The sequence below is a fragment of the Corallococcus sp. AS-1-12 genome (assembly GCF_020036995.1).
Classification (GTDB): domain Bacteria; phylum Myxococcota; class Myxococcia; order Myxococcales; family Myxococcaceae; genus Corallococcus.
On record NZ_JAIQDD010000039.1, the window covers coordinates 39,952 to 61,284 of the forward strand.

17 protein-coding genes are annotated in these 21,333 nt (G+C 69.8%); 11 read left to right on the forward strand and 6 right to left on the reverse strand.

Going from position 1 to position 21,333, the window contains the following annotated elements; translation table 11 throughout:
• Positions 1–210 precede the first annotated feature (210 nt).
• Positions 211–1,830, forward strand: a complete 1,620-nt coding sequence (locus K8556_RS35890; protein ID WP_223744628.1) for an N-acetylmuramoyl-L-alanine amidase — start codon at positions 211–213, stop codon at positions 1,828–1,830.
• 76 nt (positions 1,831–1,906) lie between these two features.
• Positions 1,907–2,953, forward strand: a complete 1,047-nt coding sequence (locus K8556_RS35895) for a tolB protein precursor protein (protein WP_223744645.1) — start codon at positions 1,907–1,909, stop codon at positions 2,951–2,953.
• Here K8556_RS35895 and K8556_RS35900 read toward each other — a convergent pair.
• The 3 genes from K8556_RS35900 to K8556_RS35910 form a co-directional block, all read right to left on the reverse strand.
• Entirely contained in the window at positions 2,950–4,911 is a 1,962-nt protein-coding gene (locus tag K8556_RS35900) for a cell wall metabolism sensor histidine kinase WalK (protein ID WP_223744629.1), read from the reverse strand. The two genes, K8556_RS35895 and K8556_RS35900, sit on opposite strands and share 4 nt — an antisense overlap.
• A gap of 167 nt (positions 4,912–5,078) precedes the next feature.
• A complete protein-coding gene (locus tag K8556_RS35905; RefSeq protein WP_223744630.1) occupies positions 5,079–5,927 on the reverse strand; it encodes a carboxypeptidase-like regulatory domain-containing protein in 849 nt (282 codons plus the stop codon).
• A 219-nt stretch (positions 5,928–6,146) separates the two neighbouring features.
• Positions 6,147–7,043: a hypothetical protein gene (locus K8556_RS35910; RefSeq protein ID WP_223744631.1), complete on the reverse strand. Its 897-nt coding sequence runs from the start codon at positions 7,041–7,043 to the stop codon at positions 6,147–6,149.
• A gap of 184 nt (positions 7,044–7,227) precedes the next feature.
• Here K8556_RS35910 and K8556_RS35915 point away from each other — a divergent pair, with 184 nt between their 5' ends.
• Positions 7,228–8,211 (forward strand): hypothetical protein, encoded by a 984-nt coding sequence (locus K8556_RS35915; RefSeq protein ID WP_223744632.1) that lies wholly within the window; start codon positions 7,228–7,230, stop codon positions 8,209–8,211.
• Between the two features lie 64 nt (positions 8,212–8,275).
• Here K8556_RS35915 and K8556_RS35920 read toward each other — a convergent pair whose 3' ends face one another.
• Both K8556_RS35920 and K8556_RS35925 read right to left on the reverse strand, forming a co-directional pair.
• A complete protein-coding gene (locus K8556_RS35920) occupies positions 8,276–8,947 on the reverse strand; it encodes a DsbA family protein (RefSeq protein WP_223744633.1) in 672 nt (223 codons plus the stop codon).
• Positions 8,948–9,142: 195 nt separating this feature from the next.
• Positions 9,143–10,162 (reverse strand): RimK family alpha-L-glutamate ligase, encoded by a 1,020-nt coding sequence (locus K8556_RS35925; protein WP_223744634.1) that lies wholly within the window; start codon positions 10,160–10,162, stop codon positions 9,143–9,145.
• Between the two features lie 77 nt (positions 10,163–10,239).
• On the opposite strand from K8556_RS35925, the gene K8556_RS35930 reads away from it, so the two are divergent.
• The 8 genes from K8556_RS35930 (at position 10,240) to ileS (ending at position 19,611) form a co-directional block, all read left to right on the forward strand.
• Positions 10,240–11,673, forward strand: a complete 1,434-nt coding sequence (locus tag K8556_RS35930; protein ID WP_223744635.1) for a sigma 54-interacting transcriptional regulator — start codon at positions 10,240–10,242, stop codon at positions 11,671–11,673.
• Between the two features lie 168 nt (positions 11,674–11,841).
• Positions 11,842–12,648 carry a TadE/TadG family type IV pilus assembly protein gene (locus tag K8556_RS35935; protein WP_223744636.1) on the forward strand — a complete coding sequence of 269 codons (807 nt, stop codon included), beginning with the start codon at positions 11,842–11,844 and terminating at the stop codon, positions 12,646–12,648.
• Positions 12,649–12,653: 5 nt separating this feature from the next.
• The gene (locus tag K8556_RS35940; protein ID WP_223744637.1) at positions 12,654–14,321 is read left to right on the forward strand and encodes a pilus assembly protein TadG-related protein; all 1,668 of its coding nucleotides are present in this window, start codon (positions 12,654–12,656) and stop codon (positions 14,319–14,321) included.
• Positions 14,321–15,316 carry a TadE/TadG family type IV pilus assembly protein gene (locus K8556_RS35945; protein ID WP_223744638.1) on the forward strand — a complete coding sequence of 332 codons (996 nt, stop codon included), beginning with the start codon at positions 14,321–14,323 and terminating at the stop codon, positions 15,314–15,316. The genes K8556_RS35940 and K8556_RS35945 overlap by 1 nt, the downstream gene beginning before the upstream one ends.
• A 2-nt stretch (positions 15,317–15,318) precedes the next feature.
• Positions 15,319–15,642 carry a hypothetical protein gene (locus K8556_RS35950; protein WP_223744639.1) on the forward strand — a complete coding sequence of 108 codons (324 nt, stop codon included), beginning with the start codon at positions 15,319–15,321 and terminating at the stop codon, positions 15,640–15,642.
• A gap of 10 nt (positions 15,643–15,652) precedes the next feature.
• Positions 15,653–16,342: a hypothetical protein gene (locus K8556_RS35955; RefSeq protein ID WP_223744640.1), complete on the forward strand. Its 690-nt coding sequence runs from the start codon at positions 15,653–15,655 to the stop codon at positions 16,340–16,342.
• A gap of 30 nt (positions 16,343–16,372) precedes the next feature.
• A complete protein-coding gene (locus K8556_RS35960) occupies positions 16,373–16,663 on the forward strand; it encodes a hypothetical protein (RefSeq protein WP_223744641.1) in 291 nt (96 codons plus the stop codon).
• A gap of 53 nt (positions 16,664–16,716) precedes the next feature.
• Positions 16,717–19,611, forward strand: coding sequence for an isoleucine--tRNA ligase (gene ileS / locus K8556_RS35965; RefSeq protein ID WP_223744642.1), 2,895 nt, complete (start codon positions 16,717–16,719; stop codon positions 19,609–19,611).
• A gap of 80 nt (positions 19,612–19,691) precedes the next feature.
• Here the strand turns inward: ileS and K8556_RS35970 are convergent, their stop codons facing one another.
• The gene (locus K8556_RS35970) at positions 19,692–21,182 is read right to left on the reverse strand and encodes a hypothetical protein (protein WP_223744643.1); all 1,491 of its coding nucleotides are present in this window, start codon (positions 21,180–21,182) and stop codon (positions 19,692–19,694) included.
• Between the last annotated feature and the right edge of the window lie 151 nt (positions 21,183–21,333).

Consider the following 21,333-nt stretch of genomic DNA (forward strand, 5'->3'; position numbering starts at 1 on the left):
GACTCCGGGTGAAACAGTGGGTCCAGGGATGTAGGTAATTCCGTGATTTCAGGTGCTTGAGGTCACGAGGCGCGCCGCGCCCCGAGTGCGGGTGGAGCATGCATGCACCGGTCGCGGAAGAAAACTGGACGAAGGTGACGGGTTGGAGGCGGCTGGCACGCACGGTGCTGAGAAGGCGCGCAGTTCCTCCCCCGACTTTGGAGTCCCCTCATGTCAACCTTCCGCAATCCCTTCGCGGCGGCCGCCGTGGCCCTGGTGCTTTCCGCGTGCGGTCCCCAGGCGCAGCAGCCCACCGAGGCCCCTCCGGCCGAGACGCCGTCGCAGCCCTCCACGGACACGGCCGGCAGCGCGCTGCCGCGTGAGCTGGACCCGCTGTTCGCGCAGGCCGCCCAGGAGTTCAACGTCCCGGCGGAGCTGCTCAAGGCGGTCTCCTACGCGGAGACGCGCTGGCAGATGGTGCGGGGCGAGGCGGAGTTCCCGGGCCAGGAGCCGGCGTTCGGCCTGATGGCGCTGCGCGGTGAGCACCTGGCGCGGGGCGCGGCGCTGGCGGGCGTGACGGTGGAGGCGGCCAGCACGGACGCGCTGTCCAACGTGCGCGCGGGCGCGGCGCGGCTGTCCCAGTTGGCCACGGACGCGAACGTGGAGCGCGGGGACCTGGCCGCGTGGGCGCCGGTGGTGGCCGAGCTGAGCGGCATCACCCTCCCGGAGGCGCAGGCGGAGCACGTGCACCGCGGCGTGTACTCGGTGCTGAACCAGGGCGCGGTGGCGCTCAACCAGGACGGCTCGGTGGCCGTGTCGCTGGAGCCGGTGAAGGTGGAGGCGAAGTTCGAGCGTCCCCAGGTGCGCGCCATGGCGGCGGGCCCGGACTACGCGGCGTCCATCTGGCGGCCGGCGCCCACGGGCAACTACGGCACGCGCACGTCGGGCGCGGCGGGCGACCCGTCGATGATCATCATCCACACCTGTGAGGGCAGCTACAGCTCGTGCTGGAGCTGGCTCACCAACAGCGCGGCGGGCGTGAGCGCGCACTACGTGGTGAACGAGAGCGGCAGCGAAATCTCCCAGTTGGTGCGCGAGGCGAACCGCGCCTACCACATCGGCGCGACGTACGACTGCTCGCTCAACAGCAGCAAGGAGTGCTGGCTCAACGGCGTGCAGGCCAACCACTTCACCATCGGCATCGAGCACGGCGGCTACGCCAGCCAGTCGTCCTTCCCGGCCGGGCAGATTGACGCGTCCGCGAAGCTGTCGTGCGACATCGCGCGCGACAACGCCATCATCAAGGACAGCTACCACATCGTGGCGCACGGCAAGCTGCAGCCGGCGACGCGCACGGACCCGGGCCCCAACTGGCCGTGGTCCACGTACCTCAGCAAGATCAACAGCTACTGCGGCACGGCCACGCCGTCCGGTGAGATCATCATCGACAGCAACAGCGCCAACAACGACGCGTCCAAGGCGAGGTTCTCGCTGACGGGCGCGTGGTCGGACGGCTACAGCGCCGGCTACTACGGCAGCGGCTACTACTACGCGGCCACGGAGGCCATCTCCGCGCCGGCCACGTTCGAGTTCTACCTGCCCACCGCGCAGACGCGCACCGTCGACGCCTGGTGGGTCGAGGGCACGAACCGCTCCACCACGGCGCCGTTCATCGCCTACAACGCGGCGGGCTCCGAGGTGGGCCGCGTGTCCGTCAACCAGCAGACCAACGGCGGCAAGTGGGTGCAGTTGGGCACGTACAGCTTCTCCGCCGGCTGGAACAAGGTGCAGTTGAGCCGCTGGACGACCCCGGGCTACGTGGTCATGGCCGACGCCGTCCGGGTGCGCTGACGTGATGCACGAGGGCCTTGAACAGCGGAAGCGTTCCGGGCCCTCGCGGGCACGGCGGGGGTGGGCCGTGCTCGCCCTGCTGGGCGCCATGGGCTGTCAGGGCCGCTGCGGCGGCGCCGCCGCGGTCCCGGCGCCCGGCGCGTTGTCGGAGGCGGAGCGGCGGGCCCTGCCGGGCACCATCGTCTTCCTCTCCGAGAGGGCGGGACAGAAGGACGTCTGGCGGGTGACGCCCGCCGGAGAGGAGACGCAGGTCACCTCCGCGCCGGAGGACGAGTACCCCGGCCCGCCGTCGCCGGACGGCCGCACGCTGCTGGTCATCGCGTCGGGCGAGGCGAACGGGCGCGTCTTCCAGCAACTGCGCCTGCAGCCGCTCCAGGGAGGCCCCCAGGTGGCGCTGCATCCGCCCCGGCCCCGGGCGCGCAACGCGAGCTGGGCGCCGGACGGCACGTGGCTGGCCGTGGAGTCCGACGCGCAGGGCTTCAGCGACGTGGTGCGCGTGCTGCCCCGGGCGAACGCGGTGGACACGCGGCTGACGCACGTGAAGGCGGGCTGCTTCGAGCCCGCGGTGTCCCCGGACGGCACGGAGGTGGCGTGCGTGTGCAGCGGGGACGGCGACCCGGAGGTCTACGTCTTCCGCGCGGACGGCACGGGCGAGCCCCGCCGCATCACCACGTTCTACATGGAGGACCGGACGCCGCAGTGGAGCCCGGACGGCAAGTGGCTGCTGTTCGTGAGCAACCGCGAGCGCAAGGAGCGCGTGTACCTGGTGCGCGCGGACGGCTCGGACCTGCGCGCCGTGTCCGGAGAGGGCTTCGCGGGAGACGAGCGGGAGGCGGTCTTCAGCCCGGACGGCAGGCGCGTGGCGTACGTGGCCCGGCTTGAGGACGGCAGGAGCCGCATCTGGGTGGCGGACGTGGCGGGAGGCGCGCCGGTGGCGCTGACGGACGGGCGGCACCGCGACGACATGCCGGCGTGGAGCCCGGACGGCAAGGCGCTGGTGTTCGTGTCCGAGCGCGACGGCGACACCGACCTGTACCTCATGCGCCCGGACGGCACCGGCCAGACGCGGCTCACCACGGCGAAGGGCGCGGACTGGCTGCCGCGCTGGTTCGCGCCGCGCTAGCCCGCGCGCTGGCGCAGCGCTTCGGGCACCGTGGGGACGGCGGGGGACTCCATGGGCACGCTGAAGAAGAAGGTGACGCCCCGGCCCGGCTCGCTCTCCACCCAGATGTGGCCGCCGTGGGCCTCCACGATGAGCCGGCTGATGTAGAGCCCCAGCCCCAGCCCCTTGCCGTCCGCCGAGCGGCCGTCCTCCGTGCGGTAGTACTTGTCGAACAGGCGCGCCGCGTCCCGGGGGGACAGCCCCGCGCCCTGGTTGGTCACCGACACCACGGCGTGGTCGTGCACGGCGGAGAGCCGCACGTCCACCGGCGTCCCCGTGGGGCTGTACTTGAGCGCGTTGGTCAGCAGGTTGGTCACCACGCGCTCCATGCGCGCGGCGTCCATGGGCACCGGCGGCAGCGGCTCCTGCCGGTGCAGCCGGAAGCGCTCGCGCGCGTCGGGCGGCACGTCGCGCTCCAGCACCTCCTCCAGGAAGCGGCCCAGGTCGCGCGCCTCGCGGCGCAGGTTCACCCGGCCGGACTCCAGCCGCGAGCCCTCCAGCAGCTCTTCAATCATCGTGCTCATCCACTCCACGTTGTGGATGATGGCCTGGGTCATGTGGCCCTCGCGCTCCAGCTTCCGCTCGTGCAGCGCGCGCTGGAGCAGGTGGGCGCGCAGGTTGATGGTGTTCAGCGGGTTGCGCAGGTCGTGGGAGATGAGCCCCACGTACTCCTCGCGCAGCTTCTCCAGGTCCCGGCGCTCGGTGACGTCGCGCAGGATGGCGATGCGCGTGGCGTCGTCCTCGCCCTCCAGCGGCAGCGGGCTCAGCCGCACCTCCAGCGGCACGCTGGTGCCGTCCTGCCGCTGACCGGACACCAGCCGCCCGCCCCGGGCGCGCTCCGGACCCTCCCCGGGCGCGGCCGGGCCGTGGAGCCCCTCCGGCACCAGCAGCTCCACCTCGCGCGCCAGCAGGGCCTCCCGCCGGTAGCCGAAGACGCGTTCGGCCTCCGCGTTGGCGAAGCGCACGCGGCCGGTGGCGTCCACCACCACCATGGGGTCCGGCGCGGTGTCCAGGAAGGTGCGGAAGCGCTCCTCGGAGGCCTCCAGCGCGGCCGTGGCCCGCATGCGCTCGGTGTCCAGCACGTCCAGCGCCCGCGCCGCCAGCAGCACCAGCGTGACGCCGCCGGCGGCCACCACCGTGGCGAACAGGGGCAGCTTCGCGTCGTGGCTGAGCCCGCCCGTCAGGTGGAGCAGCACCAGCGTCAGCCCCAGCACCGGCGGCCCCAGCAGCGTCACCGGCACCAGCCGCCGCGCCACGAAGCCGCCCAGCGTGTCCCGGGTGAGCCGCGCCATCAGCCCCAGCTCCGGCCGGGCGCACAGCGTGCCCATGGCCAGCAGCATCAGCACGCAGGTGGTGTGCAGCCCCATGCTGCGCTCCTGGAAGAACGGCGCGGCGAAGGGCGTCACCAGCGGGCCCAGCAGGAAGCCGTTGAGCCCCGTCAGCGCCGCCATCAGCGCGAGCACCACCAGCCCATCCGACCATGACAGCCGCTGCGGGTGGCCCCGGTCCACCAGCGCCAGCGCCGGGCCCAGGAGCATCAGGCACAGCGCCGTCAGGGGCGAGGACGCGACGCCGGGCGCCGCGCCGCCGGCATCGCCCAGCATGCGCAGGAACAGCGCGTCCAGGCCCCCGGTGCCTCCGGTGATGACGCCGTCCACCAGGCTCGCCGCGCCCAGCAGCGCCGTGGTCAGGGCCAGCGCCGTGCCCAGCCGGTGCTGGAAGCGGGAGGGCGTGGCCCGCAGCCTCAGGCCCAGCGCGGCCCCACCCAGCAGCAACCCCAGCGCCGCGCTGGGACGCATGGCCGGGAGCGCGGCGCCCATGGACTTGAGGAGCATGACGTCCAGCGCCCAGCCCGTCAGCACCAGCAGCCCCACCAGGCAGGCGGCCACCGCGGAGCTGCGCGCAAGGGCACGGACCATCGCCGTGCTTCGTGGCATGGATCGGCCGCTCATCATCCGCGTCCCCCCGGAACGCCAGCCCTGCATCCTGCCACAACATCTCGTGTCGGCGCCCCCCCCGGCAATGGGACGCCGGGGTTGGGGGATGTCCGCTCTAGGCGGGGATGTCCGACCTGTCCAGGGTTGGGTCAGGGTGCGTAGCGGCCTGGATACACGGTGAGGACGACGCCCAGCCCCGGGCCCACGTCGACGTTGCGCGGTACGTACGCGCTGGTGCCCTCCACGGACACCTGGAAGGACGACACCCCGGCGCCGGAGTGCACGAAGAGGAACAGCCCGTGGGCCGCGGTGCCCGCGGTGTCCACGGACGTCAGGTCCGCGGACGGGTAGTAGACGCGGTCCGCCAGCTCGGCGCGGTCCAGCGCCACGCGCGCGCCGCTCACGGGCTGACCGTTCAGGTCCACCACACGCCCCAGCACGAAGCCCGCGGAGGCCAGGGTGACCGCCGCGTCCCCGGTGTGGACCTGGAGGCGCGGCGCACCCACGGCGGCGCCCAGTTGATCCACGAAGGCGGAGGGCAGGGCCCACGCGTGCGCGTCGATGATGTCCGTGCGCGGACGGGTGCCGGTGAAGGCGGTGTCGTAGACGAGCGTGGTGCTGCGCACGAGGCCGTCGTGCGAGAGGCCCACCGCGAGCCCCTGGTGCACGTCGCGCACGGGCACGCCGGTGATGCGGAAGGCGCCGTCCTCGGACACCTCGCCGGTGGCGAAGGTGGCGGCCGCGTCGTTGACGGCCACGCGCAGCGGCTCCTCCACGGTGAGCGCCATCCCGGTGAGCGACGCCGGCGCCGAGGCCATGCCCTCTGCCTCCGGGAACACGCGCGCCTCGCCGCTCACGAGGATGCGAAGGTTCTCCAGGTCCACCGCCTCGGCGTCCTCGGTCCGCACGCCGGGGTCCGGTGTGAAGCCGCCGTCGCCACAGGCCATCGCCAACAGCCCGAGCACGGCACCACCCGCCGCCCGAATGTAGTGTTTCATCGGGCGGCAACATCTTCACGGCTCGGGGGGCACGCAATCCGTCCCCGGGTGGCGTCCGTCCCCTTCAAGACGCACCGCTGCTCCCGCGGGCCGGACACCCCGGACACCGGGCCCTCCGGGTGTTGAAAACACGTCGGCACCGGGAGCCGGCCTTCCGCTGGAGACGGAAGGCGGACGCCCGGTGCCGCGGGTCACGCCAGGGAGGGGGACGCGGAGCGCCTACCAGCCCGAGCCGCTCCTGCCGGAGGAGCCGGAGCTCTTGCCGGTGTTCCAACCCCCGCCGCTGTTGCCGCTCCCGCTGCCGCGGCCATTGCCGCCGCCGCTGCTGCCGCTGCTGCCGCTGCTGCCGCTGCTGCCGCTGGGAGGGCTGCTCCAGCCGCCGCTGCTCCGGCCATTGCTGTTGCCGCTGTTGCCGCGGTTGTTGTCCCGGTCGTTGTCCTTCTCGCGGCTCTTGCTGGCCGGGGTGTCCCAGCCGCCGCTGCTCCGGCCGTTGTCCCGGTCATTGTCCCGGTCCCGGTCGTTGTCCCGCGAGTTGTTGGAGGGGGCGACGCTGTTGCCGCGGCCCCAGCCGGAGCCGCTGGGAGGCCGGGCGCCGGTGCCCGTGCCGCCGGGGGGCGGGTTGCGGCCCTGGTTGACGGGGGCCGGCGCGGGCCGCGAGGGGCCGACGTTGTTGCGGCCGCCGGGGACCGCGGAGGCCGAGTGGCTGTTGCTCCAGCGGTAGCCCCGGCTGCCGCGGTCGTAGGAGTAGCCCGCGCCCCACGAGCCGTGCGGGTAGAAGTCGTGCTGGTGGCGGCCGTGGAAGTTGCAGTACGCGCCGCTGGGGGTGGGGTGGTAGTCCCAGTACCAGACCACCGTCGGGCCCCGGTAGTAGTAGACGTTGTCCGTGTAGACGTAGGACGTCGAGGGCGGCTCGTAGTCGTGGACGTGGGCGTAGTCCTCCGGGCACCAGCCGCCGCCGTAGTCGTCGGGGACGGGGTGCGCGCCGGCGAACCGGTACTCCGCCACGGGGGCGACGTAGGCCACGCGGCGGACGGGGCGGTGCGAGTGGGCCTCGACGACACAGCCCGTCCCCATCAGCAGGGCCACGGGGACGACCAGGGCGAGCAAGCGGTTCATGAGGAGTCTCCTGGCGCGGAAGTGGACCCTCAAAGCGTCCCGCTCCGCAACCTCTGCCCCCATGACGGCCGGCCGCCCGGGAAATTCACCCGGACTGCCCGCCCGCCGGGAAGGGGAGGGGCCCGCCTGATATGACACCCGGGTCGCGGCCCTCTGGGGGCGCCGCGCCTTCGGAGGCATGCGGATGTCGGATGTGGATTTCGGACGCGCGATGGGGGCGTCCTGCGCGCTGCACCCGGGGCGGGAGGCCACGGGCACCTGCGCCCGCTGTGGCAACTTCACGTGCGACGCGTGCAGCCAGGACGGCGCGTCACCGCGCTGCCCCACGTGCCGGGAGCGCTCCGGCGCCACGTTCCCGCTGAGCCGGGAGACGTGGACCTTCAACAAGCTGTGGGACGTGTGCTGGCCCGCGTTCCAGCGCGAGTGGGGCATGCTGTCGCTCGCGGTGTTGATCTACCTGGGCGTGTCCCTGGGCGCGAACCTGCTCCTCAACGTGGCCACGGGCATTGGCGCGGCGGCGGACAGCGTCGTCGTGGCCATGGTGCTGGGCGGGGTGGGGTTCGTGGCGCAGCAACTGGTGCAGGGCCTGGTGCAACTGGGGCTCTTGCGCGTGTGCTTCGACGTGCTGCACGGAGGCCGCGCGGACGTGGCGCGCCTCTTCAGCCAGATGCACAAGGCGGTCCCCTACACGCTGACGATGCTCCTCGTCTTCGTCATCGTGATGGTGCCGCTGGCCCTGCTGTCCTTCCTGGGCATCCTCGCGCTCGTGGGCACGGGCCTGATGAGCGGCGTGGACCTGGGCTCCTCCTCCGAGCAGTTCTGGAACGCGCTGGTGCCCATCTTCGGCGTGATGGGGCTGGGGTTCCTGGTGCTGGTGGGGCCCCTCATGTACCTGGCGCTGCCGCTCTACCTGGTCCAGCCGGAGCTCGCCTATAGCGACGCGCCGCCCTCTCCCCTCGAGGTGCTGCGCCGCAGTTGGGAGGCCGCGCGCGGTCAGCGCCTGGGCATCCTGGGCGTGGGGCTCGCGGGGGCGGCCGCCATGCTGGCGGGTGTCTTCGCGTGCTGCGTGGGCTTCATCCCCGGCATGGCGCTGGCCCAACTGCTCATCGCGGGGATGTTCCTGTGCCTGCGCTCCCCGCGCGACGACGCGGAGTCCTTCCCGGGCTGAGGGCCGCGGGACGCGGGGACGCGCGCCTTCGCGAACGGGGCGAAGGCGCGCGCGGGGACGCTCTTCAGTGCACCAGCCGCTCGGAGGAGCCCGAGCGGGGCACGGCGACCTTGCCCAGGCACGCGAGGATGTGCTCGCGGTACTCGGACAGCTCGCGCAGGCCGCACAGCATCCACCGGCCGCCAATCACCAGCGTGGGCACGCCGCGCACGCCGCGGCTGCCGGCCAGCCGGTGCTCGTCGTAGATGAGCCGGCGCGTCTCCTCCGAACGGAAGGCCGCGGAGAACTGGTTCATGGACAGGCCCACGCGCGACGCCAGCTCGAACACCACATCCGAGCGCGACACGTTGACGCCCTGCTCCAGCGCGGCGCGCTGCATGGACCGGGCGAGGAAGGCCCGCGCCTGCGGCCCCTGCAACCGCGCCGCCTCCAGCGCCGCCAGCGCCGGCACGCTGGAGCGCGGCGGATCACCGCCCAGCCACAGGTCCGTGGAGAGCAGCGAGGCCGTGGGGTCGGGTTCGCGCTGCGCGCGCTTCACCTCTTCCACCAGCCCGCGCACTTCGCGCTCCGTGGGCAGGACGTCGTGCAGACGCAGGGGGTAGGGACGCACGCTCCAGCGGACGGCGTCGCCAAACTCCTGGCGAAGCACCTCCAACCGTTGGTCGGCGAGGTAGCACCAGGCACAAAGCACATCCTGGTAGACGGTGATCTGCAGCGGCTTGTGCAGCGTTTTCATCGGGGGTCGCCAGATTAGAGGCGCATCCCCGCCGCTGCCAACACCCACGGACAATCCACGCCCGAAGGCATTCCCGTATTCCTGAGGAGCATCCAAGGCACCGTGCGCACCGTGAATCCCCGCACGCACGCCATGGAGCAGGCGGGCAGGCACGCAGGTGCTGCTCGCGCGCCTGCTTCCAACACCACGGGTTGATCACGAGGCGCGGCCCGCCCGTGTGCTCAACACGCTGGCCCGGGTCCCCGCGTACACCAACGCGTGCTCCACGATGTGGCCCGCGATGTCCCTGCCGGTGGCGCCCTCCAGGCCCTCGAAGCCGGGGCTGGAGTTGATCTCCATCAGGCGCGGGCCCTCGCGGCCCTCCAGCATGTCCACGCCCGCGACCTCCAGCCCGATGATGCGCGCCGCCTTCACCGCGGCCTCCACGTAGTCCGGGGGCAGGGTGATGGCGCGGCCCTCGCCGCCGCGGTGGATGTTGGAGCGGAACTCGCCCTTCTTCGCCTTGCGGCGCATGGCGCCCACCACGGTGTCGCCCACCACCAGCGCGCGCACGTCGCGGCCCTCGCTCTCCGCGACGAACTCCTGGAGGACGATCTCCTGGCCCAGGTCCCAGAAGGTGTCGAGGATGGTCTGCACCTCCGGCAGCGTGTGGGCGATCATCACGCCCACGCCCTGGGTGCCCTTGATCAGCTTGATGATGACGGGCAGTCCGCCCACCTCCTGCACCAGCTTGCGCACGTTGCCGCGGTCGTGCGCCATCACCGTCTTGGGCATGTCCAGGCCCGCGCGGGCGAGGAACTGGAGCGCGCGCAGCTTGTCGCGGCTGCGCGCGATGGCCGTGGGCGGGTTGAGGACGGGCACGTCCATCATCTCGAAGTGGTTCACCACCGCCAGGCCGTACGCGGTGATGGACGCGCCGATGCGCGGAATCACCACGTCCACGCCCTTCACCTCCGCGCCGCGGTAGGTCATGCGCGGCTGGCCGCGCGCCAGCAGCAGGCAGCAGCGCAGCGTGTCGAACACGAGCGCCCGGTGCCCCTGGGCCTTGATGGCCTCCACCAGCCGGCGCGTCGAGTACAGCGAGCGCTTGCGGGACAGGATGGCCACGGTCTTCTTCGCGCGGGGCCGCTTGGGTCGCGGTGCGTCACCGCGCTCGGGTGCCTGTGCGCCAGGCGGGACGGGCGCCTTCTTCGGCTGGGCTTTTCGGGGGGACATGCGGGGCGCGGGACACTAGCACGCACGGGCGTGGAGGCACGGCGCGTGGGCACCCTTTGCTATCCTCGCGTTCACTGATGACCGCACCCAACCCGCATCCCGACGACATCCACACCAACCCCGGAGACGTCGGCCTCGAACTGTCCTCCCAGTCCCCCCTCCTGGGGGAGACGCTGGTGGTGGATCCGCGCGCCAGCGTGAAGCTGCACAAGTGCCGGCTGGTGGTGACGTCCGGTCCGGACACCGGGCGCTCCATGGTCAGCGACAAGGAGCGGCTGCGCTGCGGGGCGCACCCGGGCAACGACCTGGTGCTGGTGGAGGACCGCACCGCCAGCCGCCACCACTTCGAGGTGCAGTACACCGAGCGCGGCCACCTCCTGGTGGACCTGAACTCCACCAACGGCACCTTCCTGGACGGCCGCCGGATTGAACGGGCCTACCTGTCCCCGGGCTCGCAGATCCGCGCCGGCTCCTCCGTCATCACCTTCGCCCCCCTGGATGAAGAGGTGGCGGTGGAGCCCGACCGCGAGGGCGAGCTGTGCGGCATGGTGGGCCAGAGCGTGAAGATGCGGCAGGTGTTCGGGCTCATCAAGCGCATCGCGCCCATGGACGTGTCCGTCATCATCCAGGGGGAGACGGGCACCGGGAAGGAGCTGGTCTCCTGCGCCATCCATGAGCTGTCCGGCCGCAAGAAGGGCCCCATGGTGGTGCTGGACTGCGGCGCCATCCCGCCCAACCTCATCGAGAGCGAGCTGTTCGGCCATGAGAAGGGCGCCTTCACCGGCGCCACGTCCAGCCGCCCCGGCGCCTTCGAGCGCGCGCAAGGGGGCACCATCTTCCTGGACGAATTGGGCGAGCTGCGCCTGGACCTGCAGCCCAAGCTGCTGCGCGTGCTGGAGAACCGCGAGGTGCGCCGAGTGGGCGGCAACGACGTCATTGAAGTGGACTGCCGGGTCATCGCCGCCACCCACCGCGACCTGGTGAAGGAGATCGCCGCGGGCAACTTCCGCGAGGACCTCTACTTCCGCCTGTCCGTCATCCACATCCAGTTGCCGCCCCTGCGCCAGCGCCGGGACGACATCCCGCTCATCCTCAAGCAGGCGCTGGCGGAGCCGGAGGTGGTGGAGAAGCACGGCCGCAAGCGCTTCTCCGCGGAGGCCCTGGGGCTGCTCATGGCCTACGCCTGGCCCGGCAACGTGCGCGAGCTGATGAACGTGCTCTCCCACGTGCTGACCTTCTCCGAGGGCGAGGAGATACTGCCCTCCCATCTGCCCCCGCGCGTCCGGGGCCAGGCCCGCGAGGGGCCGCTGCCCTTCAACGAGCACCTGGCCTTCAAGGACGCCAAGGAGCTGCTCCTGGAGAACTTCGAGCGCGAGTACGTCACCAGCGTCCTCACCCGCTGCGAGGGCAACCTCTCCCGCGCCGCCCGGGAGAGCGGGCTGCACCGCAAGTCCATCGAGCGGCTGGTGAAGAAGTATCAACTCGACGCCAAGGGGCTGAAACCGCGCTGAAACAGCGTCGTTACACGGTTTCACTGGGGGTATTTCATCCCCAGGAAGTTTTCACCGGGCCCGTCCTCTGAGACACTCCCGGTTCCCCCTTCCGACCCCGACGCAGTGTGTCGGCGGTCACTTGACGGATACTGCGAGATTCCCCCGTCCCGCAGGATGAGCCTCCGTATGAGCGCACGATCCCCCCGTGAAGCAGGCGAATCCGGCCAGGCCCTGGTGGAGGCCGCCCTGTCGCTGCCGCTGGTCGTGTTCCTGATTCTGGGCGCGCTCCAGCTCTTCCTGATGATGCAGGCGCGGGTGATGACGCACTACGCGGCCTTCCGGGCGACGCGCGCGGGCAGCGTGGCGCACGGGGACTGCGAGCGGATGACCCACGCGGCCATCCTGGCGCTGATTCCGACCTTCCACTCGTTCATGGGGCAGGGGACGGGGTCGCTCAACGGTCCTTTGGGCCGCGGCGCGGGTTCGGACGCGCCCCGGCTGCTGGCGGAGGCGTTCGCGGCGCGGATGAACAACCGCTACGCGGGCTCCGGCGGTCCGGGCCCGGGCCTGGACGGCGTGCACAACCGCAGCATCGTGTGGATCCAGCGGGACCTGGCGGGCGGCGGCGTGGACAGCCCGGAGGACAGCGACTTCGACCGGCCGGGGCACCTGCGGCGGCTGGAGGTGCAGTTGGTCTTCTGGTACCCGCTGCGCATCCCGTTCGCCAACTGGGTGATGTCGCGCATGTTCCTGGCGCACTTCAGCCTGCGCTCCTACACGGACGCGAACCCGCTCATCGTCCCGGAGCGCAACGCCAACTGGAACGGCAGTGACGTGACGGCGTCGCACGTGCTGGACGGCGAGCTGGGCGCGGAGCTGGCGGACCGCGTGCTCAACCGGCAGTACGTCTTCCCCATCATCACCACGTTCACCATGCGAATGATGACGCCCGTGAAGTCGCGTTTCTTCGCCACCATGGCCTGTCCCCGGTGAAAACGATGAAGCGCTCCCCCCTCCAGCGCGGTCAGACCCTGGTGCTGTTCGTCCTCAGCATGTTGCTGCTGTTGCTGATGGTGGCCCTCACGCTGTCGTTCACCATGAAGGTGCGCGAGCGCATCGAGGTGCAGACGGTGGCGGACGCGGCCGCGTACTCGAACGCGGTGGCCACGGCGCGCACGTTCAACACCATCGCCGTCAGCAACCGCGCGGAGATCGCCCACATGGTGGCGAACGCCGGCGCGGCCAGCCTGCTCAACTGGGCCAGCCTCTACCGCGGCGAGCTGAACGCGGCGAAGGCCGGCTACGCGGCGTGGGTGCCCGTCTACCAGGCCTTCGCCATCGCCGGCTGTCCCTGCGCCTGGAGCAACGGCTTCTGCGCCCGCATGTGCCGCTGCGGCACGCGCGGCGTGTCGGACCTGGGCCGGCTGATGACGAAGCTGCAGCGCGAGGACCTGCGCGTGGAGGCCGTCTTCCAGTCCCTGGACCCCATGGTGGGCCTGCAGATGCGCCTGCACCAGGTGGCGGCGGGCGCGCTGTATGCCTCCTCCCTGAACGACTACATGAACCTCGAGGACAAGATTGGCAACCAGGGGTTCGCCAACGACATCCTGGGGGACCTGGTGCCGGGCAAGAACCCGCGCGACGCCGGGTGGCTGGCGCCGTCCGCGGGCAACGTCTCCCGCAACGAGCTGGCGGACAACACGGCGTGCTTGGGTGGAGGCGCGGTGTGTGACCCGCTGCCGCTGACGGTGGCCCACAGCGTGGACGCGGCCATGGGCAGCCGCGGCTTCACCTTCGTCACGTCGCGCACCATCGAGCAGTACATCGCGCACGAGGCGAACCTGGCGTTCGTCATCACGCCGCCGGACATCGTCACGCTCTTGCATGCCGCTGGCACGGCGCACTTCGGCAAGCCCATCCTCCAGTACGGGCTCTTTCCTCCCTACGCTCCCGCCGTCACGGCTGAAGACCAGAGCACCGTGGCCTTCGTCTACAACCACATCGCGCATGGCGGTGGACCGCCGTGCCCGGTGATGGTGGGCGGGACGGTGCCGACGCTCGCCCTGTTCGCGGCCTCCGGCGGCGTCATGCCCACGCCCACGCATATGTGGTTTGGCGGCACGGACCCGGCGCCCTTCGCGCGGCACATGCTGGCGCCGTGTCTGGGCGGTCCGTCGAGCTGCCCGGGCATCTGGCCGCCGTTCATGGACTACAACCTGACGGAGCTGTGGCCCAACGGCGAGGACAACAACTTCGGGCAGCCGAAGAACTTCGCGGTCATCCAGCGAGACCGCAGCAACATGCCCGCGGCGCAGCAGGACCCGTGGAACCTGGCGTTCCGCTTCCGCTTCGAGGCCAACAACCCGAACCCGAACGCGGGCAAGTTCGACAACCGCAGCGCCACCATGGCGGACGGCACGCCGCTGGGCATCCAGACGGCGCTGTCCACGGGCATTGCGTACTACCACCGTGGCCGCAGCCTGGGCGTCTCCCACTGGAGCGAGCCGCCCAACCTGCTCAACCCGTACTGGCGCGCCACGCTGGTGCCGGTGGACACGGATGAGACGGGGCTTCAGGACGCAATCGACACGTTGGGTTCCAGCTCTCCTGCCTCCGCCGCCACCATCCAGGAGCTGCGGCGCGTGGGCTTCAGGGGGTTCCAGTGATGCACAGCCACCTTCGTCGTCACCGCAGGCAGGCGCGGGGCCAGTCCATCGTCGAGGCGGCCCTCGGCGTCACGCTGTTCATCACCATCCTGGTGTTCGGCATCCACTTCGCGGAGGTGGGCTTCCTGTCGCTGAAGGTGCAGGAGGCCGCCGTGTCCGCGCTGTGGAACGGCACGCACGGGGAGATGCATGACATCCCCGTGGACTACGGCTCGGCGCATGACTCCATGCGGCGGGCAGGTGAGGACGCGCAGGCGCGGTACGCGGACTTCAACGGCCTGTCGTCCGTCAACCGCGGCGACACCATCACGCAGGTGTTCACGCGGGGCTCGGACCTGCGCGTGAGCTGCGACCGCAACGGGGGGCTGGACTGGGATGGCCCCGTGCTGACCCGGCTGATGTACCGCGACGAGGGCGGCACGGGGTGCACGTCCCAGGCGAACCTGAGCTCCTGGAACATCCCCACCCGGTACCTGGACCAGACCTCGGAGACGGGGCTGTACAAGGAGCAGCACCAGGACCCGGCCCACGCCAACATCCAGGTGTGTGGCATTGGCCGCGCGGTGGGCGGCACCTGCCGGGGCCGCTTCTCCATGCTCGTGGATGACTGGGGCCTGTCGAACGAGGTCGAGTCCTCCACCTGCTTGTTGTTCCAGGACCTGGCGGTGCCGTGCACCAATGTGCCGTTCTACACGGCCACGAAGGGCGTCTACGAGCCCACCACGCTGCCCATCCCGACCTACGCCAGCTTCCTGGCGATGGATGCCCTCTTCTTCAACCCGCTGCCGCCCCTGGTCTTGATGCAGCGGGAGAACACCTTCTGGATGAGCGCTGCGGGTGAGGAGAGCCAATTCATGCAGGCCTTTGCCCTCAAGCCCGCGCCCTTGGGAAACCTGTGGAACACGTCCCCCGGCGCGCTGATTGGCATCACCACGCCCCACTACGGTCTGGGCTATCTGGACCGTAACGGCTGTTTCCTTGGAAAGGATTGCTGAAGATGAAGATGCGAAGCCTGCTGTCGGGTGGAGTTCTGGCGTTCGTGCTGTGCCTGACGGCGTCCCCCGCGCGCGCGGACAGCAATTCGTGCAACACGGACTGCGCGACGAAGAACGGGGACACGCTCAACGCCTGCATCACCGCCTGTCCGGCGCCGAGCAGCCCGGGGGCGGCGAAGGACAGCAGCCGCACCTGCTCCGCGCGCTGCGCGCAGAAGTTCCAGGCCCAGTTCAACCAGTGCAAGTCCCGCTGCCCCAAGCCGGAGGGCGACACGGGGCCGAAGTCGGGCAAGTCCGTCAAGGCCGCGCGGTCGAACCGCGGTTAGGGGAGACGGGATGATGCGCGCGATTCGTGGGGCGGCCCTGGTGCTGGTGTTGGGGCTCTCCGCGCCTGCCTGGGCGCAGCGGGCCAACTTCACCTGGGACATCCCGAAGACCGTCAGCGTCGTGGACGTGCCGGGGCAGGTGGACGCCAACGGCGTGCCGGTGAAGCTGCTCGCGGTGCGCAGCAAGGAGAAGGCGCAGGTCATCCTCCAGAGCGTGGTGGACCGCTTCCTCTCCTGGGGCTTCGTGGTGCCGGAGGCGTACAAGCAGCCGCAGCTCCTGCGCGAGCCGATGGTGACCGCCATCGACACGCGCAACTTCATCTCCTACACGGCCATCCTCCAGGTGAACCCGGACAACACCACCACGGTGTTCCTGGGCCAGGCGAACCTGGGCGCCGCGAAGCCGCCCCAGCCCGCGGGGCTGCCCGTGTTCCCCGGCGGCTCCGGGGTGCTGACGGCGCAGACGGAGGGCGCGCACACGGTGAGCTACTCGGTGCCGGGCAAGACGACCGCGGACGTGGAGGCCTTCTACCGCGAGGTGCTCACCAAGGCGGGCTTCAAAGAGATCGAACCCCGCGTGTTCAAGTCCTCCACGGAGGAGGTCTCGCTCAAGCTGGCGGTCACCAAGGAAGGCCCGGTGGCGGTGCGGCTGGTGCGCCGGGCCGCGACGCCGGACGATGACATGCGCCCGGGCGAGTGACGCCAGCGGGCAACGGAAGACGGGAGTGACATGACGACGCGTATCGCGGTGCGGGGATGGCTGGGACTGATGGCGCTGGGAGCCGTGCTGGTGGCGCCCCAGGCGCTCGCGCAGACGTGCGACGAGAAGTGCTCCATCAACGCCGGCCCCACGATGCAGGCCTGTGTGAAGAAGTGCTCCGCCAAGGACAGGAACTGCACGGACAAGTGCACCAAGGCATTCCAGGCCGCGAAGGCGAAGTGCGCGAAGAAGTGTCCCAAGGGCAAGGGCAAGTCCACGCCCCAGCCGCACTCGCACGACCACGACGACCACGACGAGTGAGCCCCTGGCTGTGATTGAAGGACCGGCGGGAGGGTGTTACGGGCGCTGAAGCCATGAGCGACGCCCCCTCCCGCAAGGACCTCGACGCCACCGTCCACCTGCCGCGCACGGAGTTCCCCATGAAGGGGAACCTGGGCCAGCTCGAACCGCGCCTGCTCGCCTGGTGGCGGGAGCAGGACGTGTGGACGCGGTTGCTCCAGAAGAACGCGGGCCGTGAGCCCTTCGTGCTGGCGGACGGGCCGCCGTACGCCAATGGCCACCTGCACGCCGGGCATGCGCTCAACAAGGTGCTGAAGGACATCGTGGTGAAGTTCCGGAACCTCTCCGGACGTCCCTGCGACTTCATCCCCGGCTGGGACACCCACGGGCTGCCCATCGAGCAGGCGGTGGAGAAGCGCCTCAAGGAACAGAAGCTGGACAAGCGCACGCTGTCGCGCGACGCGCTGCTGGAGCGCTGCCGCGAGTACGCGCTGGAGTTCGTGGACATCCAGCGCGCGGAGTTCCAGCGGCTGGGCGTCTTCGGGACGTGGGACGCGCCCTACCGGACGCTCGACTTCAGCTACGAGGCGCAGGAGGTCCGCGAGCTGGCCGCGTTCGCGCGCCGGGGCATGTTGTACCGGCGCAAGAAGCCCGTGGCGTGGTGCCTCCAGGACCAGACCGCGCTCGCGGAGGCGGAGGTGGAGTACGCGGAGCACACGTCACCGTCCACGTACGTGGCCTTCGACGCGGGGCCGGCGCTGGTGGAGAAGCTGCCGCAGTTGAAGGGGCAGCGCGTGTCCTTCGTCATCTGGACCACCACGCCGTGGACGCTGCCGGCCAACCTGGCCATCGCGGTGAACCCGTCGTTCGAATACGTGTTCTACCGGCTGGAGGACCGCGTCCTCTGCGTGGCGAAGGACCTGCTGGCGAAGGTGCTGGCGGAGGTGAAGTCGGACGAGCTGGCCGTGAAGCACGTGCAGTTGCCCACGGGTGAGGTGTCGTCCCCGGCGCTGGTGGACCCATCCCGCATCCTCGCGTACGCGACGGGCGAGGACCTGGAGCACGTGACGTATCAGCACCCGTTCCTGGAGCGGCAGGGGCGCGTGGTGCTGGGCGAGCACGTCACGTTGGACGCGGGCACGGGGCTGGTGCACACGGCGCCGGGGCATGGCCAGGAGGACTACGAGGTCGGCCTGAAGTACGGCCTGGACATCTACAACCCGGTGCGCGCGGACGGCCGCTACGACGACACGGTGGGCGAGGTGCTCGCGGGCCGTCGCGTGTTCGAGGCGAACCCGGCGGTGCTGGACCTGCTGGTGCAGCGGGGCGCGCTGCTCAATGACAGGTCGGACACGCTCACGCACAGCTATCCGCACTGCTGGCGCTGCCACCAGCCGGTCATCCAGGCGGCGACCTACCAGTGGTTCATCCCCATGGACGCGCCGTTCCACGGCACGCGGACGTTCCGGCAGGTGGTGCTGGAGCAGGTGGACCAGGTGCGGTGGGTGCCGTCGTGGGGACAGTCGCGGATCCGCGGCATGCTGGAGGGCCGTCCGGACTGGTGCATCAGCCGGCAGCGGAGCTGGGGCGTGCCGATTCCCATCGCGTACTGCGACGGGTGCGACGACGCGGTGGTGTCCCCGGAGGTGATGGAGCGGGTGGCGGCGGCGGTGGAGAAGGAGGGCGCGGGCGTGTGGTACCGCACGCCGGTGAAGGAGTTCCTCGGTCAGGACTTCACGTGTCCGCGCTGCGGCAAGGGCGAGTTCCACCGCGAGACGGACATCCTGGACGTGTGGTTCGACTCGGCGTGCATGGCGTCCGCGGTGCTGGCGAAGCGGCAGCGCGTGCCGGCGGACCTGTTCCTGGAGGGGAGTGATCAGCACCGGGGCTGGTTCCATTCCTCGCTGCTGGTGTCGGTGGGCACGCGCGACGTGGCGCCCTACAAGGCGTGCCTGACGCACGGCTTCGTGGTGGATGGCCAGGGCGAGAAGATGTCCAAGAGCCGTGGCAACACGGTGGCGCCGGACAAGGTCATCCAGCAGTACGGCGCGGAGGTGCTGCGCCTCTGGGTGGCGGCGAGCGACTACCGCAACGACGTGCGCCTGTCGGACGCCATCCTCAAGGGCCTGTCGGAGGGCTACCGGAAGATCCGCAACACGCTGCGCTACGCGCTGGGCAACCTGCACGACTTCGACCCGGCGAAGGACGCGGTGGCGCCGGACGCGCTGTTGCCCCTGGACCAGTGGGCGCGAGGACGGCTGGCGCAGGTGGCCGCGCGAGTGCGGCAGGCGTACGAGGATTATGAGTTCCACCTCGTCTACGCGACGGTGGTGGACTTCTGCGCCAATGACCTGTCGGCCGTGTACTTCGACATCCTGAAGGACCGGCTCTACACGGCGAAAAAGGACGGGCCCGCGCGGCGGGGGGCGCAGACGGTGTTGCACGAGGTGCTCACGGTGCTGCTGCCGCTGCTGGCGCCGGTGATGAGCTTCACGGCGGAGGAGGCGTGGCAGCACTTGCCGGGCGAGCGCGCGAAGAGCGTGTTCCTGGCGGGCTTCGCGGAGGTGAAGGCCACGATGCCGCCGGAGCTGGAGGCGCGCTACGCGAAGCTCTTCGCGGTGCGCAGCGCGGTGCAGGGCGTGCTGGAGGTGGCGCGGCGGGACAAGCGCATCGGCGCTTCGCTGGAGGCCCGTGTGGCGCTGAGCGCCACGGGCGCGGTGCGGGAGTTGCTGGAGGCGCACCTCGCGGAGCTGCCGGGGCTGTTCATCGTGAGCCAGGTGGAGCTGGTGGAGTCTCCGTCAGAGGCCGCGAAGGCGCTGGATGTTTCACGGACCTTCGGTGACGGCGCGGCGCTCTCCGCAGATGTGCTTCCAGCCCTGGGCACCAAGTGCCCGCGCTGCTGGGTGTATTCCGAAGCGGTGGAGCAGGGCGGGGATGTCTGTCTCAAGTGCCGTGAAACATTGAGCTGAACCTGTAGTGAAGCCGCCCCCACAGGCCTTCAGCGCCTGTGGGGGAAACGCAGAAGCGAGGTCAGTTCCTCCACCCAAAGCTACTTGGTGGTCCTCATTCGACGACAGGGCGGGCCGGACTCCGTGCCACCGAACCACTTGGGGTGGTTGTGCCTGTCATTGACGCAGATTTTCTTGATGCATTCACCTCTGCCCGATGCTGCGGGCCCATGACGGTTCTCGCCCAACCCATTGAACCCTGTCCCCTCCGTGGTGGAACACAATGTCAGCCCAAGAGGCTCAGTGTACTGGCCAACCAGCGAGTACCGAATGTGCTGGTTCCCTGGCGGATTCGGTCGAATCAACGCCTGCGCTGAATAACGCATCAGGCAGTCATGAGCCCCGCTGAAGACACTCTGTGTCCCGTCCTCTGCACATCTGGCGGCCACATTGAGTTCCTGAATCTTCGTTGTGGACTCTTCGACCATCTTGGTCTGCCGCAACGAAGAGGGAGAATAGAGCATCTCCACGATATCTCCTGGAGCGTAGTTTTGTGGATCAAGGACGTACTCGTAGGTGCTTGGAATTCCGTCATCCACGGTCGTCGTCCATTGGACCTTGAGGAACCCGCCTTCGCCGTGATGGGGGACATTGGCGGAATGGGCAAGTTCATGCGCAACGGTGTGCTCAAATAGTTCTGGCTGCGACGCAGAATTAGACAGGTTGGTTGAGATGCCGACGTACTCAATGTTGCCAGGAGTACTTGCCCCGCCTGGGGTTTTTGAAGTGCCACTGCCATCGGTGAGCCATCTCAAGATAACGAAGTGTTGGTTGTTGCGATGGGCAACCTCACCATGATTTGCATTGATGAGACGACTCGAGAGGTTGCCTTCTGTCTCCTTGAGTTGGTGGACCTTGATCCCGGTGACACTGGCGAAGCGGTTGATTCCAGCGACGATGCCAGGAGGGGTGCCAATCCGGTTGACGAGGAAGTAGTCAACGTCATCAGGATTGGTCCTGGAGTGGCTTCCGTTGATGATGAAACCTCGGTACTCCTCTTGAAGCGTCAGGCCGTCGCCCCCTTCTTTTGGATCTCGATGGCCACGGCCTCCTGGGAGGAGTTCACTGTCGTCATCATCTCCAAGATCGAAGGCCCCTTTCATTTCGATCCATGTTCTGGCGATCTTCGAGTTCTCGGCGCGCCTGGGAATCCGCAAGGATTCGTTGAGTGCAAGTTCAGGATCGGTTCCTCCTCCATAGACTTTCGCGAGGACGACGGACTGGATGACCCTGCCGTCCGGGAACTTGGCCACCGCCCGGATGCTGCCGTAAGAGCCGTAGTCGAAGCTGGATACCATCGCGTAGGCATGGGTCGAGTACGAGCCTTCTGGTGTCCTGAGCTTGTTCTTGTCCTCGACGACGTAGCCTGGATTCTTGCTTTCCTCGAACTGGAGATCCTGCGGACTGTCCGCTGCCCCCTCGACTGGCATGTTCATGGCAAGGCCATCAATGCTCGATGAGTCGAGGAAGAACGTGATTTCGCTGGCGGCATCTGGGGCTGTGGGGACCAGCGGAATGAGCGAGGCCCTCACGCGGATGGAGTTCCCCGCGGCAGGAAGCTCGCCCGGGTTGGCGAGGCTATTGGGAAGGGGACTCTGGGGACCCAGCATCCGCTTCCGGTTTAGCCGCCGCTCCCGAGAGAAGCCTCACGCTTCCGTCGTTCGCGCTCTCGGCGCTGCTGGC

Coding starts and splice junctions, on each gene's coding strand:
- K8556_RS35960 (WP_223744641.1), top strand. CDS start 16,373: ATGACGACGCGTATCGCGGTGCGGGGATGGCTGGGACTGATGGCGCTG.
- K8556_RS35950 (WP_223744639.1), top strand. CDS start 15,319: ATGAAGATGCGAAGCCTGCTGTCGGGTGGAGTTCTGGCGTTCGTGCTG.
- K8556_RS35905 (WP_223744630.1), bottom strand. CDS start 5,927: ATGAAACACTACATTCGGGCGGCGGGTGGTGCCGTGCTCGGGCTGTTG.
- K8556_RS35920 (WP_223744633.1), bottom strand. CDS start 8,947: ATGAAAACGCTGCACAAGCCGCTGCAGATCACCGTCTACCAGGATGTG.
- K8556_RS35910 (WP_223744631.1), bottom strand. CDS start 7,043: ATGAACCGCTTGCTCGCCCTGGTCGTCCCCGTGGCCCTGCTGATGGGG.
- K8556_RS35890 (WP_223744628.1), top strand. CDS start 211: ATGTCAACCTTCCGCAATCCCTTCGCGGCGGCCGCCGTGGCCCTGGTG.
- K8556_RS35930 (WP_223744635.1), top strand. CDS start 10,240: ATGACCGCACCCAACCCGCATCCCGACGACATCCACACCAACCCCGGA.
- K8556_RS35945 (WP_223744638.1), top strand. CDS start 14,321: ATGCACAGCCACCTTCGTCGTCACCGCAGGCAGGCGCGGGGCCAGTCC.
- K8556_RS35955 (WP_223744640.1), top strand. CDS start 15,653: ATGATGCGCGCGATTCGTGGGGCGGCCCTGGTGCTGGTGTTGGGGCTC.
- K8556_RS35940 (WP_223744637.1), top strand. CDS start 12,654: ATGAAGCGCTCCCCCCTCCAGCGCGGTCAGACCCTGGTGCTGTTCGTC.
- K8556_RS35915 (WP_223744632.1), top strand. CDS start 7,228: ATGTCGGATGTGGATTTCGGACGCGCGATGGGGGCGTCCTGCGCGCTG.
- ileS (WP_223744642.1), top strand. CDS start 16,717: ATGAGCGACGCCCCCTCCCGCAAGGACCTCGACGCCACCGTCCACCTG.
- K8556_RS35925 (WP_223744634.1), bottom strand. CDS start 10,162: ATGTCCCCCCGAAAAGCCCAGCCGAAGAAGGCGCCCGTCCCGCCTGGC.
- K8556_RS35900 (WP_223744629.1), bottom strand. CDS start 4,911: ATGGTCCGTGCCCTTGCGCGCAGCTCCGCGGTGGCCGCCTGCCTGGTG.
- K8556_RS35935 (WP_223744636.1), top strand. CDS start 11,842: ATGAGCGCACGATCCCCCCGTGAAGCAGGCGAATCCGGCCAGGCCCTG.